A 15,881-nucleotide genomic window follows, 5' to 3' on the forward strand; every position below is an offset into this window, starting at 1 on the left:
GCTTTGTGCTTTTAGCTCTTTGCTTTCTGCTAAAAAAATCGTTTATTTGACGTCCTCAAAAATACCAGACTCCTTAGCTCAGCTGGTAGAGCAAGTGACTCTTAATCACTGGGTCCAGGGTTCGAATCCCTGAGGGGTCACAAATCAGTTCATTTCCCTCTGTAAATCAATAATTTACAGAGGGATTTTTGTTTTTCTGTCAATACTTTGGGATGAGGGGTTGATATTTTGATAGGGAGATTAAACCCAACCCCTTACACAATAAATACCTGAATAGTTGAGGCTAAATCTTTGCTTAAGACTGCAGGCATCTTAAATATACAACAATCTCACATCTAAAAATAACCACAGTCATTTTTTGCGGCGGCCTACACGCTTTTCTTTGCGATAGATTAAAAAACATACATAAAAATGAGCAAAGTAAAAAACAGGTGGTTAGTGGCGGCTTCGGCGGTGGGGATACATTTATCTATCGGTTCGGTGTACGCATGGAGTGTATACACCAAACCATTGATTGCAAAATTCGGCTGGAGTTTAAAAGAAACCCAGTTTACCTTTAGCATTGCTATATTCTGCCTCGGCCTTTCGGCAGCATTTTTGGGCCACTTCCTCGAAAAAAACGGACCCAGAAAATCGGCGCTCCTATCGGCAGTAATGTTTGGATTAGGCATTGTTGGTTCGGGCCTGGCCGTGCAGTTAGGTTCGTTACCCTTGTTATATTTATCATACGGTGTTATTGGTGGCATCGGGTTAGGTATAGGCTATATCACCCCTGTTGCTTCATTGGTTAAATGGTTCCCCGATAAACGAGGACTCGCTACAGGTCTCGCCATTATGGGTTTTGGCTTTGCTGCTGTAATAAGCGGTCCGCTTATCGTCAAGTTGATTGGTTTGGTGGGTATAGCCAATACCTTCTTTATTATGGGGAGTGCCTATTTTGTCATCATATTCGCATCGGCACAATACCTTGCCCCGCCACCCGAAGGTTGGCTACCCGAAGGCATGAAAGCCGAGGATTTAGCCAACAAAAAAGCCAACAACAGCGAACTCTCGCAACTTACCGCTAACCAAGCCATTAAAACCAAACGCTTTTGGTACTTGTGGGTTATGCTGTTCATCAATATATCGTGCGGTATCGCTATTATTTCGGCAGCATCGCCTATGGCGCAGGAGGTGGCAAAGCTCACCCCTATCGCGGCTGCAGCTATGGTTGGCTTTATGGGCATATTTAACGGCGGTGGCCGTATCGGATGGGCTTCATTGTCCGATATTATCGGCAGACCAAACACATTCTCCGCTATTATTGCCATACAGATCGTGGCATTTTTGCTTATACCAAACCTATCAAACGCCATCGCTTTCGAGGTGGTTATCTTTTTGATCATATCCTGTTACGGCGGCGGCTATTCAACTTTAGCGGCTTATCTCGGGGATATGTTTGGCACCGAGCATTTGGGTGCGGTGTTAGGTTATATTTTAACCGCCTGGGCTGCGGCGGGTTTGGCAGGGCCGATATTCGCGGCGATGATACGTACCGCTACCAACAGCTATGATGGTAGTTTATATTGTTTCGCAGGTTTATTGGTGGTTGCGTTAGGAATCTCATTCCTGATTAGAGGCGAGATAAAAAAACTACGCGAAGAAACTGTTAAAGCCGAAGAAGTGGTGATTGAAGATGAATTTGAGGCAGCTTATGTTGAGTTTACTGATTGATAAACCATTGATCCGGATACCTAAGCCGGGAATTTCATTTCCGGCTTAGGTAGTTTACTTATCATGTAACCAATCCAAAAAAGTAATACCGGCATCACAACATCCAGTTGGCGTGGATAAGCACTCAGTGCCGCACTTAAGAGCAAATAGATAGTTGTTATCAGCAATGTCATTTTGACGGGGAATGCTATCTTTCGCCAATTGAGCAAGGTAAGGATGAGCGCTATTAGCGAAGCCCATAAAATTGAAGAGCCAATAACAATATTGCGCACGATGGCAGCATCCTGATAGGAATAAGAATAAGGAAAATTGAACAGCATCCGCGAAATGTTGTTAATATAGTTTGATAGAAATTTTGAGGGATGGGCTTTGATGTTGACAACGGCGGCCCGTTTAAAAAGCGAGTCCTGCTGTATAGGGTTATGCTTAAGTATAGCGCTAACTTCTTGCGAATGGTTTTTCTTTAGGATAACCACTGTTTCGGCCGATTTAAAAAGGGTTGGATATTGTTTGTTGGTAAGATCAGGCAATTTCCAGTCGCCGTATTCATTGTCGTACGGCGTACTCATCCAGTAAAGACTCATCCCGCCCGAATTACCCCAATAAAAAACCTTGCCGGTAATATGGTATGTATAAAACAAGTACGGGATTGAAATACCGAACGCGATAACAAGTATTTTGATGGCTTTGATATAATGTACCCTGTTTTTTTTGAACATCAAAGCCAATAAACAGGCGCCTATACAAACCACTATCACGTAGCCAAAAACCACTTTGGTGAGGATAAGGAATCCTAAAATCAGGCCCGAGATAAACATATACAACGGCTTATGTTTTAAGCCATAAATGGTTACGCAGTATAAAAACGATGACACCAAAAAGCCAGTTAAAGCCTCGGTATACAAAATAGGCAACATGGCCAATGCGTTTGGATAAAGGGCCAATACCAAACCACATACCAACGCTATAGTATTATTGCCTAACAAACTCAGTGATTTGTACAAAAACACAACCGTTAGATAAAGGTAAACGGCGTTCATTAAAGTGGTGTAAAGGTCGGGAGTGTGCAAGGCTACAAATGGCATCAGGATGATAGGATAGCCGGGGCCGTTCCATAAGTCGATGTTTGGGGCAGGGTGCGAGTAGAAACCATGCACCAGGTTTTTTGCAAAAGCCATATACCTCACTTCATCGCCATACAAGCTTGGCCATTTGTTTTGTTTGATAAGATAGCTATAGTACAAAAGCAATGGGGAAAATAAGAGATAGGGAAAGTTTAGCAACTTCTTAAATTGGGGCATCTTCATTGAAATAAATATACAATATATTTTTATCGGATTTTAAATGATACACGCTAAATTTAGCTCACGATAAACTAAATACACAAAATGTATAAAGCATTGTATCTAAGCCCAATGGTGCCGTCGTACAACATTGGTGCAACCGTGAGTTTCTTTTCGGATTTGTTTGGTTTTTCGATAGCCATGAATGAAAGCGGATATGCTATTGTATATAAAGACAATCTAAGCATACACATACTAAACGCAGGAACAGCCATCGGTGAAATGGAGTTCTATTTGGAAGTTGATGATATCGACGGTTTGTGGGAAAGCATCAAACATAAATTCGAGGAAATAAAGGTAAGGGCACCGTTCGATAGGGAATACGGTATGCGCGAGTTCCATGTCATCATACCGAATACCAAAACCTTAATGTTTGTTGGACAAGCAATTGCTCGTTAAGGCACCAAAAAGTGATAAACGAGGTACCCTATTAGCGTACCTACCCCAACCAATACAAACCCGCTGAAACGTTTTTTCTTCATAAAGCAAATCATAACGATACCTGTAATGGACAAGAGCGTTAAAAAGATACTTGCAGCGTCTATCATAAGTCCCCATTTTTTGCCGGCGTCCCTGCCTTTGTGCAAATCGTTTATTACAGCAACTAGTCCTTGGCGTGTTTCAGTTAACTTATATTCAGCCGTATGGCGATCAATAAAGGCGTCGGCACTATAACCCGGGCCCTTAAACGAAACCGTGCATTGGTTGTCGTCAATAAAAAAATCGCTTACATCACCGCGGACGTTGTTGTCATGCTTTAGCTTTTCAACAATTTCTAATTTAGCTATGCGGGTAGTATCTTTTGCATTTACCCATTTAAGCGGTACTTTACCGGTATATTTTTTTATTTGTTCTTTACCTTCAAACCAATCGGCGTGGTTTAAGGTCAGGCCGGTTACGGCAAAAAACAGGATGATGATAAAGCTCAACATCGACAAGTAAATATGAAGCCAGCGTGATGCGGATGCAGTTCGCTTTTTCCAGACTGCTTTTGGATGTTTTTCCGTTTTTTTAAAATGAGACGACGCCTTGGCCCCTTGAGTACTATTGGTCATCTGTTTTTTTGGCGTATTCAAGTGATGCGGATGCTACCTCTGTGTTAGCTGGTAAACTTACCGGTTTAATTTTTTTTGTAAAATCGAGGTCCTGGGTTATCAACTGATGCGTGCCGTGTTCGCGCGCTACTTCAATCATAATCGTGTAGGTGTCTTTTTTAACAAAGGTGCCTTTATCATCCTTTCCATCCCATTTCAGGGTGTACTTACCTGCCGGTCTTGTTGCGCTGGTGGTAGAGCTCACACTGCCGCCAACATCCATAAGAGAGCTATAGTAGGCATCGTACCAATAATGCATGTCGTTGAGATATTTGGGCTTATTGTACCATAATGCGATATCACGAACGGGCTTTTTATCTTTATCAACAACCCAAACGGCTACATAAGGCCTATGAACACGCATACCTTCAATTTCGGCCAATTCAAGGTTTATTTTCAATTCGTAAGCCGGGTCCCATGCTTTGTCGGCGGCAAAAGTGCTTTTTGTGGCTACTTGTTTTACTTCGGGAATCTCCAGCACCTTCCATCCTTCGCTTTCAATTCGTTTACCGTCGCTGGTTATAATCATATATTCGGCACCGGGCACAGTTTTGGCGAGCTTACTGCTTTCTTCAGGATTCAATACATTAAAGGCCGTTGCCAAAGCACCTGCATCTGTTGCATTCTTGGCCACTACTGTCGCGCTTATAATGTTGTCTGCCGGCAAACCAGTGCGCGGATCAACAATATGCGAATGCCATACACCATTTACCAGTTCGCCACGACGGTAATTTCCGCTGGTGGCTATTGTCTTATTATTAATCAGCAACCTATCGATAGGCAAATCATTTTCGGCATCAGCTTTCGGATTACTTACCTGTACTTGCTCGGTATGAGCGCCCTTCACAACAATATCACCACCAATGTTCATTACGATGCCTGTTGCTCCCTTTGTTTCGAGTGCCACGTTGCAAGCTCGGTCCATAATATAACTCTTAACAAACGAGTTGAGCATCAAAGGTGCATCATCCAAATGCGTTGCGGATTGTTCGGTTTTGTTTAACGACCAATGTGTTTGTTTTACCGTGGCAACAGCCGCAGCCAGGTCGGCTGTGGTTGGATGTGTGTTATTCTTTGCAGCCTGTTTCCAAACCCGCCCTACCGTTTCGGCCGAAGCATCGAGTGCGCCACCGCTTTGTTCGCGCCATTTATCAAACATTTCCAGCACCTCAAAAAGCTCGGGCGATACTTTTACTGCCATATTTTTTGTTTGGCTCCATTTACCAAACTCACTATTTGCATCGTAGCCGCTCAGTATTTTATTTAAACGGTCTATTTCGTTCATAGCTGCTGTTTCGGCTATTTCTGCTGATTGCTGTGATGCCGATGAGACCTTTAATTCGAGTGAAGTACCTAATACGTTCTCATATTCGGATGTGTATAACCTATTGGTTTTAGTGGGAGGTATAGCGGCGCTGCTGCAAATCAGCAATAAAAACAAGCCACAAACGGCAGTTTGATATCTTTTCATTTTCAATTTTTTCAGGGTAAACAACTAATATAAACCTTAGCAGCTTTTTTATATGACTAAAGGTTATAGTTAATAACCGCTAAGATAAGGTACCGATTGCAGGATTTTAGAAGTAATAAAAAAATTACGATTTTGATAAAAACGTGCGATAAGCAATTCCTTATTGAAAACGTGTAAACCCCTCATATGTTTTACCGTTAAAAAACTGATAAAATACGGTGTTTTCACTGATTCCTATCTAAAATCAAGAGGCTAATTTTGTCCTGTTCCGTGCTGTTCCCCTAGGCATGGAGCCAATTTTATTATTGTTAACCTTCACTCTTAGTATTATGATTAGAAACACCGTATCAACAGAAAAACCTTACAAAGAAGGATTGGTAATCTTTCTGGTTATTATTTTACTTGTTTATCTGGCATGTTCCGCCTGAGCGATTATCTATCAAACTGATCCTTTACAATAAAACACACTGCACTATGAAACAAATTAAACTACTGTTTTGCCGATTTGGATTCCATGATTGGGTACAAATGAGCATTAAGCACCAGCGATGCAAAAGCTGCGGCAAAAAACAGATATTGAGCCAGTACGACATTGTTGATTTTTGGGATGAATTAAAACCCAAAAACGGAAATTAGAGCACATTGCGCGAACAAACCCGTTAAATGTCGCGATAATACCTTTCAAATGCGGATTGATGCGACTATGTTTGCACAAACTAAAACAGCACATCATGCAAAAAATAACTCCGTTTTTATGGTTTGATGGCAATGCCGAAGAAGCTGTCGATTTTTATGCTTCTGTTTTTAAAAATTCTGTTATTGTAAGTAAAGACCGTGCAGGAAATTCCGGAGGCCCGTGGCCTGCAGGTTCTTTAATATCAGCTACACTTGAAATTGATAGCAATCGGTTTATCCTATTCAATGGAGGGCCCTTATATCGCTTTAGCCCTGCCACATCGCTATATGTAAACTGCGAAACACAGGAAGAAGTAGATGCCCTCTGGGACAAACTATCGGAAGGTGGTAAACCCAATCGCTGTGGCTGGCTCGATGATAAGTTTGGCGTTACCTGGCAAATAGTGCCGAGTGCGCTACCCAAACTGATGAACGACAAAGACCGCGCAAAAGCCGGCCGTGTAATACAGGCCATGATGAAGATGGGGAAAATCATTATCGCCGAACTGCAAAAAGCTTATGACGGAGAGTGATTTTTAGTTAAAATTGTCATAAATTTCAATTGGTAAAGTGAACCAAAAGTTGCAGCCTTTTCCAATCTCGCTTTCAACACCTATGTTGCCATTATGCTTGCGAACAATTTCCCAACATATATATAAGCCTAAACCTAAACCAGCATACGACGCTTTTGAGTCTTCTGCCTGGTAATACCGATCAAAGAGGTATGGAATTTTGTTTTTTGCAATACCGGGGCCATTGTCTTTAATAGAGATCCGGACTGCAGAATGCTTACGCTCAATAATCACATAAATATCAAGCGAGTGCGGAGCGTACTTGACAGCATTATTTATCAAATTTGCAACAACTTGTTCAATGCGATGTTCATCGGCATAAATCTGCAAATCTGTGTCCCCTTCAATACTGACATTATATTTCCCTTCCATACGTATGTGAGTACAACTATTGTTGATCATTTCCGCTAGTACAAAAGTAGTTTTATCTAACTTAAGCTCGCCTTCCGACAACTTTTTTACATTCAACAGGTTATCTACCAAGTCGTTCATTTTGTCAACACTTTTATTAGCCTGTTCTATCATTCTGATATGGACCGGAGAAAATGGTTTTTCTTTAATCAAATTCAACATCTGCAGGCTCAATTTGAGACCAGTAATAGGTGTTTTTAATTCATGACTGGCTATACTCAAAAAGTCATCTTTTCGCTGATCCAATAAGTATTTATCATTAACGTCCATAGCTACAGCCATTACGGCGATAACCTCATTATTTGAGTTTTCAATCGGTTTGTAGATGACGTCAAAGTACCTTTCAACAATCTGGTTATGATGCCTTACCGGTCCCTTTATACCCTTACCGCAGTGTTCAACACCTGTTTTGAAAACCCCCATAATGATGTCCATATAGGGATGTTCGGCTAACTCGGGCCTTGCCTCAAGTATAGTTTTGCCAATGATATCTTCATTTTGTCCCCACAAGTCAAGTATAAACTCATTCGCCTGCTCAATTACCATGTTCGGCCCTTTATAAATGGCTATACCAACAGGTGCTTGTTTTACCAGGTTTTTAAAACGATTTTCGCTTTCGTAAAGCTTTTGATTCGCTTCCTCCAATTCATAAACTTTACGACGGAGCTCCAGCTTTTCAATCACGAATCCGGCAACAATCATCAAAGCTGATATCTGTTCTTTACTTAAACTTCTGGCTTTGGTATCTAATACACACAAAGAACCCAAGGCGTATCCCTCATTGTTCACTAAAGATACACCGGCATAAAAGGTAATATGATGTTCGCCGGTTACTAAAGGATTATTTGAAAATCGTTCATCCAAAGTCGCATCCTCAATAATCATCACAGGTTGAAGCGATGTCATGGTATGGTTGCAAAATGAAAGCTCGCGCAAATTTTCCGTTTCGTCGGTACCTGCACGTGATTTAAACCATTGACGTTCAGTATCCATAAAAGTAATGAGCGCAATAGGAGTTTGACAAATAACTGAAGCCAGTTCCGTCAAATCATCAAAGTCTTTTTCGGCTTCGGTATCTAAAATACGATACGAGCGTAATGCAGCAATGCGATCTGATTCATTATGTTGAAAAGATTTTTGAGCGTATGAACCGGTGGACTGTATAGTCATTTAGGCATATTTGATAGTAAAGATTTACCAAGGTACACCTTTTGTTATCTATCAAAAAACATACGACCGATAAACACCATATTTTGACAAAAAGCAACACCTCAGGTTTAGCGCTGCTCACCTTTTATTGAAATGGTGCCTACAACTCCTTCCTTAACCTTGCCACGGGGATATTCATCTGTTCGCGGTATTTAGCTACCGTGCGGCGGGCTATGTTGTAACCATGTTCTTTGAGGATATCTGTCAGCTTTTCATCGGCCAAAGGATGGTGCTTGTCTTCAGCACCAATAAAGTCTTCGAGTATCTTTTTTACTTCTTTATTTGATACTTCTTCGCCGCTGTCCATCTGGATGGCCTCGCTGAAAAAGGATTTTAGCAGGAAAGTACCAAATTCGGTCTGTACATATTTAGAGTTGGCCACACGCGATACGGTGGATATATCCATCCCTATCTTATCCGCAATATCTTTTAATATCATCGGGCGCAGGTTACGCTCGTCGCCGGTGAGGAAGAAATCGTACTGATAATGCATAATGGCGTTCATGGTCTTCAGCAAAGTTTGCTGACGCTGTTTGATGGCATCGATAAACCATTTTGCCGAATCGAGCTTTTGCTTGACGAATTGTACCGCCTCACGCAGTTTTTTATCCTTTTGTGCGGCCTTATCATAATGCTGGAACATATCCTGGTACGAGCGACTTACACGCAGTTCGGGTGCATTCTTCGAGTTGAGTGTCAATATCAATACCCCATCGTTATTGCTGATGTGGAAATCGGGTATCACCTGCATTTGCTTGGTGTTTACTTCGTTGCTGTCGCCTGGTTTAGGGTTTAGTTTTAATATCTCGTTCACAATACCTTTCAACTCATCAGGTGCCAGGTTCAACGACTTCTCAAGCTTATCGTAATGTTTACGGGTAAATTCGTCAAGGTAATTCTCTACCACAATCATCGCTTTTTTAACGATTGGGTCGTTAGGGTCTTTCTTGCGGAGTTGTATCAGCAAACATTCCTGTAAATCACGAGCACCAACACCCGGCGGGTCAAACTGCTGTATCAGTTTCAGCATTTCCTCCACTTCATCATCCTCCGCAAACACATTTTGTGAAAAGGCAAGGTCATCGGTAATCGAAGTGATTGGCCTACGCAGATATCCATCATCGTCCAAACTGCCAATAATCTGCTGCCCTATCCTAAAATCCTTATCCGATAAGGGCACTAAATCAAGCTGGTTTTGCAAACTCTCGAAAAACGAACTTTGTACAGCTATCGGTATCTCTTTTCTCTCCTCATCGTCATCACCATTCTGATCGTAGCGCGAACCATAATCATTCACGTTATCATCCTGCAGATAATCGTCTATGTTAAACTCGTCGAAATCGCTTTGCTCGCTATCGTCGCTATTAAAATTATCGTCGTCGGGGTCTTTATCCGGGTAAGCCTCTTCAGGTTCCGTCATGTTCGAGAGGCTGAGGTCCTCCAATGCAGGATTTTCTTCCAATTCCTCTTTTATCCGGGTATCGAGCGACACAGTAGGTACCTGCAACAGCTTGATGAATTGTATTTGCTGAGGTGATAGTTTTTGTAGAAGCTTCTGCTGTAAATTTTGTCTTAACATAAATCAGATGGGCAAAAATACACTAATTAGCGCGACAAAAAAAGGCCAACAATTCATAGTATTGTTTATAAGCCAAAAATATTGTTCCTAATAATCTTGGCGGTTTTGATAATATTAACCCTTCTCTATGCCATTTGTTCAGTATTTAAATAAAAAAGTTTAAAATTGTGAACTTAAACCAACACACATTATGAGCATAGTAAAAGAATTTAAAGAATTTGCTGTCAAAGGCAACGTTGTAGATTTGGCTGTCGGCGTTATTATTGGCGGCGCTTTTGGCAAGATAGTTTCTTCATTGGTTACCGATGTCATTATGCCTCCTATCGGCTTGCTCCTGCATGGTATCGACTTCAAAGACATCAAAATAACACTTAAAGAAGCCGTAGGAAAAACACCGGCTGTGGCCATCAACATAGGCTCTTTTATCAATGCCGCTATCGATTTCATTATTGTCGCTTTTGTGATCTTCCTGATGATAAAAGGCATCAACGCCATGAAACGCAGTGAAGAAGCTGCTCCTGAACCCGAAGTTGCACCTGAACCTACAAAAGAAGAACTATTGCTAACCGAAATAAGGGACTTACTGGCAAAAAAGGCTTAACTCTTTATCATCCGCTGTATCTCGTCGAGCTTCATCATCGCCTCGACGGGCGTAAGCGTATTCACATCCAGGTTGTTCAGCATATCGCGTATCTTGATCAAAACAGGGTCGTCAATGCTGAACATCTGCATCTGAACCGCCTGCTTTTGAACCTTTTTGATGCTCTCTTTAATGCTTTCGCCACCGGTGCGCTCGTGCTCCAGCTTCTTCAATATCTCGTTGGCCCGGCTCAACACCTTTTGTGGCATACCGGCCAGCTTAGCTACATGGATACCAAAGCTGTGTTCGCTGCCGCCGGGAACCAGTTTTCTCAAAAAGATGATCTTATGCCCTATTTCCTTAACCGTTACGTTAAAGTTCTTGATACGGCTGAACGAATTGGTCAGCTCGTTCAACTCATGGTAATGCGTGGCAAACAGTGTTTTGGCCTTGGCTGTTGGATGGCCATGCAGGTACTCGGCAATGGCCCAGGCCAGCGATATCCCGTCATAAGTGGAGGTTCCTCGCCCTATCTCATCTAATAATATCAAACTCCGGTCGCTCAGGTTGTTCAAAATGCTGGCGGTTTCGTTCATCTCCACCATAAAGGTCGACTCGCCTGATGACAGGTTATCCGACGCGCCAACCCTTGTAAATATCTTGTCCACCAAACCTATCGCGGCTTCCTTTGCAGGAACAAAGCTGCCCATCTGCGCCATCAGTACAATGAGGCCTGTTTGTCTCAGCAGAGCCGATTTACCCGCCATATTCGGACCGGTAATGATGATGATCTGCTGCGTTTCCGAGTCAAGGAACACATCGTTAGTGATATACTCCTCCCCCAAAGGCAAGTTCTTCTCAATTACCGGATGGCGGCCACCCTTGATATCGAGTATGCGGCTATCGTTTATCTGTGGTTTAACGTAGTAGTTCTTTATAGCGATGGTAGCGAAGTTGAGTAGCACATCCAATTGCGCCACCAGTTGCGCGTTCAGTTGAATAGGTTTAATATATTCCATCAGGGCATACAAAAGCTCGTTATACAGCCGTGTTTCGAGTGCCAGTATCTTTTCCTCTGCACCCAATATCTGCTCTTCGTATTCTTTCAGTTCGGGGGTAATGTATCGCTCGGCGTTTACCAGGGTTTGCTTGCGTATCCACTCGGTCGGCACTTTGTCCTTGTGGGCATTGCTCACTTCCAAATAATAACCGAACACGTTGTTGAAAGCTACTTTTAAAGATGGTATCCTCGTCAGCTCAGCCTCACGCTTTTGTATCTCGAGCAAATATCCTTTACCGCCAAAGGCTATCTTACGCAAGCGGTCCAACTCTGCGTCTATGCCCTCGGCTATCACCCCGCCTTTGATAACCATTACCGGCGGATCAGGCTGTATTTCATGCTCAATCCGTTCTTTGATGAGTGTGCAAGGGTTCAACTGCTCAGCAATGGTTTTCAGTGCCTTGTTCTCGCTTTGGCTGCAGATATATTTAATGGCCTCGATGCTTTGCAAAGCTTTTTTCAATTGCCAAACCTCGCGCGGGTTGGCTTTTTGTAGACCTATTTTAGATATCAAACGCTCCAGGTCGCCAATATGGCGGATATGTTGCTTCAGTTCTTCGCGCAGTTCCTCGTAATTGATGAGGTGCTCCACAACATTCAGCCTGTCTTCTATCGGCTTCCGCTCTTTCAGCGGCATCACTATCCATCGGCGCAACAGCCTCGCCCCCATTGGCGAACTGGTATGATCCAACACATCCACCAATGTAGCCGCGTTCTCATTTGCCGAACCGATCAACTCCAAATTACGGATACTGTACCTGTCCAACCACAGATACCTGTCCTCCTCAATCCGGCTGATGGCCGAAATATGCTGCAGGTTGCGGTGTTCGGTCTCGTTCAGGTAATGCAGAGCTACTCCCGCTGCCACGGTACCCAAATTCAATTTCTCCACGCCAAAACCTTTCAACGATTTGACCTCGAAATGCTTCAGCAGCGTTTCCGTAGCGTAGTCGCCGCTATAGGGCCACTCGTCCAGTGCATAGGTATAAAAGCGGTCGCCAAAGGTTTCTTTGAACTCGGCGTTGCGGCTTTTGGGGTAGATCACCTCGCTTGGGTTAAAGCTTTGCAGCAGTTTGTCTATATAGTCGCTATTACCTTGGGCGGTCAAAAATTCACCAGTAGATATATCCAATAGGGCTATCCCAACGCTGTTCTTCTCAAAATATAGCGAAGCCAAATAGTTATTGGTTTTTTGCTGTACGATATTGTCGCCATAGGCCACACCTGGGGTAACCAGTTCGGTAACACCACGTTTTACAATGGTCTTAGTGGCTTTCGGGTCTTCCAACTGGTCGCAAATCGCCACACGCTGACCGGCCCTTACCAACTTCGGCAAATAGGTATCCAGCGAATGGTGCGGAAAGCCCGCCAGCTCCTGGTGCATGGCCGCGCCACTGGCACGTTTGGTCAGCACAATGCCCAATATGCCCGAAGCCTTGATGGCATCTTCGCCAAAGGTCTCGTAAAAATCGCCCACACGGAACAGCAGGAGCGCACCAGGATACTTGATCTTGATGGCATTGTATTGCTGCATTAATGGCGTTTCTTTCGTCGCGGGATGTGCCAACTTAGTTCCTGTTTTTGTCAAATGGCTAAGTTAAACCATTGCCTTGTTATTGTTCAATTTGTTGAAAAGTTGAACACCTGTGGATTAAGTACCCATTGCGCTCGTTTGCAACGGGCGCTTAACCTGGTCCGGCGTTTGCAACGCCCCTACTTTTGCAAATACTTCTTAAACGGGTCATTTTTCAAGGTCCTTAAGCCTTCCACCACGCAGGTATCGTTGAACTTAGCGCCTGCCTCAATGGTATGCGTATGGTCTTTAACTGTAAAATAGGTCGACATCACCTTGTCCATCCCAATCTGGTCGTAATGGTCGGCTATAATCTTGTTCAGGTCGATGAACTCCACACCTTCCTGCGCGGCGGCTTCTTTGTCCCAGCCCACATATTCCGAAGCTACACGGTCAACCTTACCGTCCTTCCACATATCGCGCGGTACCAACGAAAGCACAATTGGTGTACCGCCCATCGCCTTGGTCTCGCGGATATAGCGCCTGATGTTCCAGCCAAATGAATGTACCATCTCCGTCTTTTGCGTTTTGGGATTGGTTACCTCCGCCGAATCATCACCATTGCCCCGCAATGTTAATGCCGTACCGTCGTTATGGCCAAATTGTATCAGCACATAATCTCCTTTCCTGATGTTCGGCCTTACCTTTTCCCAAAAGCCGCCTGTAACAAAGGTGTGGCTACTGGTACCGCCAAAGGCTTTGTTTTGGATGGATATCCTGGTAGTGTCGAACATTTCATGCAAAAAATGTCCCCAACCCCATAAACCGCTGTCACCGCGGTCATAAGTACCGTTGCGCACCGTCGAATCGCCTATAAGCCAAAGGGTAGGTTTCTCTTTCTGGAATAACACAAACGAACTCAGCAGCATAAAAGCCGCTATAAACAAAGGTTTAGCATATCTTTTCATCATGGTTGTTTTTTGGCGAACTGGTTAGGTTCAGCTACAATTGGTTAACTGGAACTAATATAGGTTGTATACTTCATTTTGCACAACCTCATCGCGATTGTTATACATGCCCTCACTTCTTCTTTGCCTGCATCACATATTCCTCAAAGTCGTTATAATAATCGTCCACCGTTTTTGCTTTGATGGCCGGCCATTTCGCTTTGGGCAAACTGAGGGACTTTTTTGTATCCGAGTTTCCTAAACTCGCCATCATCACATCCATTCCCGAAAGGTTGATCCAGCGTTCATCATAATGCTCCTCATTTGCCCTCACAAAGGCGACTACCCGTTGCACAATACGCTCCAGCGTATCAAGGTTACGCATGGCGTACTGGTTTATCGGCGGACCAAAATTCTCGTTGTACAAAGCCGCCGTCGCGGTTTTATCGGCACAGCGGTTCACATCATACCTGGCCCGCAACTGCGCCGTATAAAACCAAAAACTAGCCTCATCCCTCCTGTCCATATGGAACAGCGTGTACGACAAGGTATAAAGCACCGGCGGCGTAAACCCATTCGCCTCAGCCACCACCGAATCCACCAATGCCACCTTGCCCACATAATTGGTATCGCTCAGCAATAGCATCACCCGGATGTCGTTATCTAACCTGATGGTCTTGTACACCCCCACCGGCGCCACCAGGTGGTCGGTCATAGTTTGCGCCCATAAACCACTGGTAAACAGCAACATAAACAACAATAAGGCATATCTCTTTAGCAACATGGCTATTTTATTTCGGATTTCGAATGTTCAATTTCGAATTTACTTAGGGGGAAAAAGTAAGACTTATTTTCCCCATACCACTCTTGACTCCTGACTCTCGGCTCTTGACTCTCTTCCCACAAGGGGGGAAAAAGTAAGACTTATTTTCCTCCATCCCATTCTTGACTCCTGACTCTCGGCTCTTGACTGTCTCCCCACAAGGGGGGAAAAAGTAAGACTTTTTTAAACCCCTTTATTCCTCCGTCCCACTCTTGACTCTCCTGACTCTCGGCTCTTGACTCTCTCCCAACAGGGGGAAAATGTAAGAAATAATTAACCTCCAATCCCACTCCATGTCATTTCGAACGAGCGATAGCGAGGAGAAAACTTCTCAAAGCGAACTCCGGGCGCCTATCCTTCGCAGAAGGTTTCTCCCTACGGTCGAAATGACAGCTTTGATAAAGTGGGAAAAAGTAAGACTTTTTTAAAACCCTTTATTCCTCCATCCCATTCTTGACTCCTGACTCTCGGCTCTTGACTCTCTCCCAACAGGGGGAAAAAGTAAGAAATAAATAGCCTCCAATCCCACTCCATGTCATTTCGAACGAGCGATAGCGAGGAGAAAACTTCTCAAAGCGAACTCCGGGCGCCTATCCCTCGCAGAAGTTTTCTCCCTACGGTCGAAATGACAGCTTTGATAAAGGGGGGGGAAAAGTAAGACTTTTTTCAACCCCTTTATTCTTCCATCCCACTCTTGACTCCTGACTCCCGGCTCTTGACTCTCTCCCCACAAGGGGGGAAAAAGTAAGACTATTTTCAAAGAACAAACTCCCTTATTTCTCGCCCTCCCTTGCAATGACTTCCCGATAGCTATCGGGATGCCCCAATGACCAATGACATTTTCACAGGGGGGGGGGGGAAATTAAGACTATTTTCAAAAATAATTTTTTA

General features: G+C 43.7%; 13 protein-coding genes and 1 tRNA gene. 6 read left to right on the plus strand and 8 right to left on the minus strand.

Annotation, left to right across the window (positions count from 1 at the left end; all coding sequences use genetic code 11):
- Positions 1-67: 67 nt before the first annotated feature.
- Positions 68-140, plus strand: a tRNA-Lys gene (locus QZX97_RS01170).
- Between the two features lie 271 nt (positions 141-411).
- Positions 412-1,713, plus strand: a complete 1,302-nt coding sequence (locus tag QZX97_RS01175; RefSeq protein ID WP_295654612.1) for an OFA family MFS transporter — start codon at positions 412-414, stop codon at positions 1,711-1,713.
- 20 nt (positions 1,714-1,733) lie between these two features.
- Here QZX97_RS01175 and QZX97_RS01180 read toward each other — a convergent pair whose 3' ends face one another.
- Complete coding sequence (locus QZX97_RS01180; RefSeq protein ID WP_295654610.1) at positions 1,734-3,020, minus strand: glycosyltransferase family 39 protein; 1,287 nt, start codon at positions 3,018-3,020, stop codon at positions 1,734-1,736.
- A gap of 81 nt (positions 3,021-3,101) precedes the next feature.
- Between QZX97_RS01180 and QZX97_RS01185 the strand changes: the two genes are divergently transcribed.
- Positions 3,102-3,455 (plus strand): hypothetical protein, encoded by a 354-nt coding sequence (locus tag QZX97_RS01185; RefSeq protein ID WP_295654608.1) that lies wholly within the window; start codon positions 3,102-3,104, stop codon positions 3,453-3,455.
- On the opposite strand, the gene QZX97_RS01190 is transcribed toward QZX97_RS01185, so the two are convergent.
- Both QZX97_RS01190 and QZX97_RS01195 read right to left on the minus strand, forming a co-directional pair.
- Positions 3,452-4,111 carry a PepSY-associated TM helix domain-containing protein gene (locus tag QZX97_RS01190; RefSeq protein ID WP_295664033.1) on the minus strand — a complete coding sequence of 220 codons (660 nt, stop codon included), beginning with the start codon at positions 4,109-4,111 and terminating at the stop codon, positions 3,452-3,454. The genes QZX97_RS01185 and QZX97_RS01190 overlap by 4 nt on opposite strands.
- On the minus strand, positions 4,101-5,621 hold the full coding sequence (locus QZX97_RS01195; RefSeq protein ID WP_295654603.1) for a DUF2271 domain-containing protein: 1,521 nt from the start codon (positions 5,619-5,621) through the stop codon (positions 4,101-4,103). Before QZX97_RS01195 ends, QZX97_RS01190 begins: the two co-directional genes overlap by 11 nt.
- Before the next feature lie 474 nt (positions 5,622-6,095).
- On the opposite strand from QZX97_RS01195, the gene QZX97_RS01200 reads away from it, so the two are divergent.
- Positions 6,096-6,257, plus strand: coding sequence for a hypothetical protein (locus tag QZX97_RS01200; protein ID WP_295654602.1), 162 nt, complete (start codon positions 6,096-6,098; stop codon positions 6,255-6,257).
- Between the two features lie 95 nt (positions 6,258-6,352).
- Positions 6,353-6,829 (plus strand): VOC family protein, encoded by a 477-nt coding sequence (locus tag QZX97_RS01205; RefSeq protein ID WP_295654600.1) that lies wholly within the window; start codon positions 6,353-6,355, stop codon positions 6,827-6,829.
- Positions 6,830-6,832: 3 nt separating this feature from the next.
- Here the strand turns inward: QZX97_RS01205 and QZX97_RS01210 are convergent, their stop codons facing one another.
- Positions 6,833-8,449, minus strand: coding sequence for an ATP-binding protein (locus tag QZX97_RS01210; RefSeq protein WP_295654598.1), 1,617 nt, complete (start codon positions 8,447-8,449; stop codon positions 6,833-6,835).
- A 139-nt stretch (positions 8,450-8,588) separates the two neighbouring features.
- A complete protein-coding gene (rpoN, locus tag QZX97_RS01215; protein ID WP_295654596.1) occupies positions 8,589-10,067 on the minus strand; it encodes an RNA polymerase factor sigma-54 in 1,479 nt (492 codons plus the stop codon).
- A gap of 190 nt (positions 10,068-10,257) precedes the next feature.
- On the opposite strand from rpoN, the gene mscL reads away from it, so the two are divergent.
- Positions 10,258-10,668, plus strand: a complete 411-nt coding sequence (mscL, locus tag QZX97_RS01220; RefSeq protein ID WP_295654595.1) for a large-conductance mechanosensitive channel protein MscL — start codon at positions 10,258-10,260, stop codon at positions 10,666-10,668.
- Here the strand turns inward: mscL and mutS are convergent.
- The 3 genes from mutS to QZX97_RS01235 form a co-directional block, all read right to left on the minus strand.
- Positions 10,665-13,274 (minus strand): DNA mismatch repair protein MutS, encoded by a 2,610-nt coding sequence (mutS, locus tag QZX97_RS01225; RefSeq protein WP_295654656.1) that lies wholly within the window; start codon positions 13,272-13,274, stop codon positions 10,665-10,667. The two genes, mscL and mutS, sit on opposite strands and share 4 nt — an antisense overlap.
- A gap of 146 nt (positions 13,275-13,420) precedes the next feature.
- On the minus strand, positions 13,421-14,191 hold the full coding sequence (locus QZX97_RS01230) for a rhamnogalacturonan acetylesterase (protein WP_295664036.1): 771 nt from the start codon (positions 14,189-14,191) through the stop codon (positions 13,421-13,423).
- 109 nt (positions 14,192-14,300) lie between these two features.
- Entirely contained in the window at positions 14,301-14,951 is a 651-nt protein-coding gene (locus QZX97_RS01235) for a hypothetical protein (RefSeq protein WP_295654592.1), read from the minus strand.
- Positions 14,952-15,881: the final 930 nt, after the last annotated feature.

Source organism: uncultured Mucilaginibacter sp., from assembly GCF_903893715.1.
GTDB lineage: Bacteria > Bacteroidota > Bacteroidia > Sphingobacteriales > Sphingobacteriaceae > Mucilaginibacter.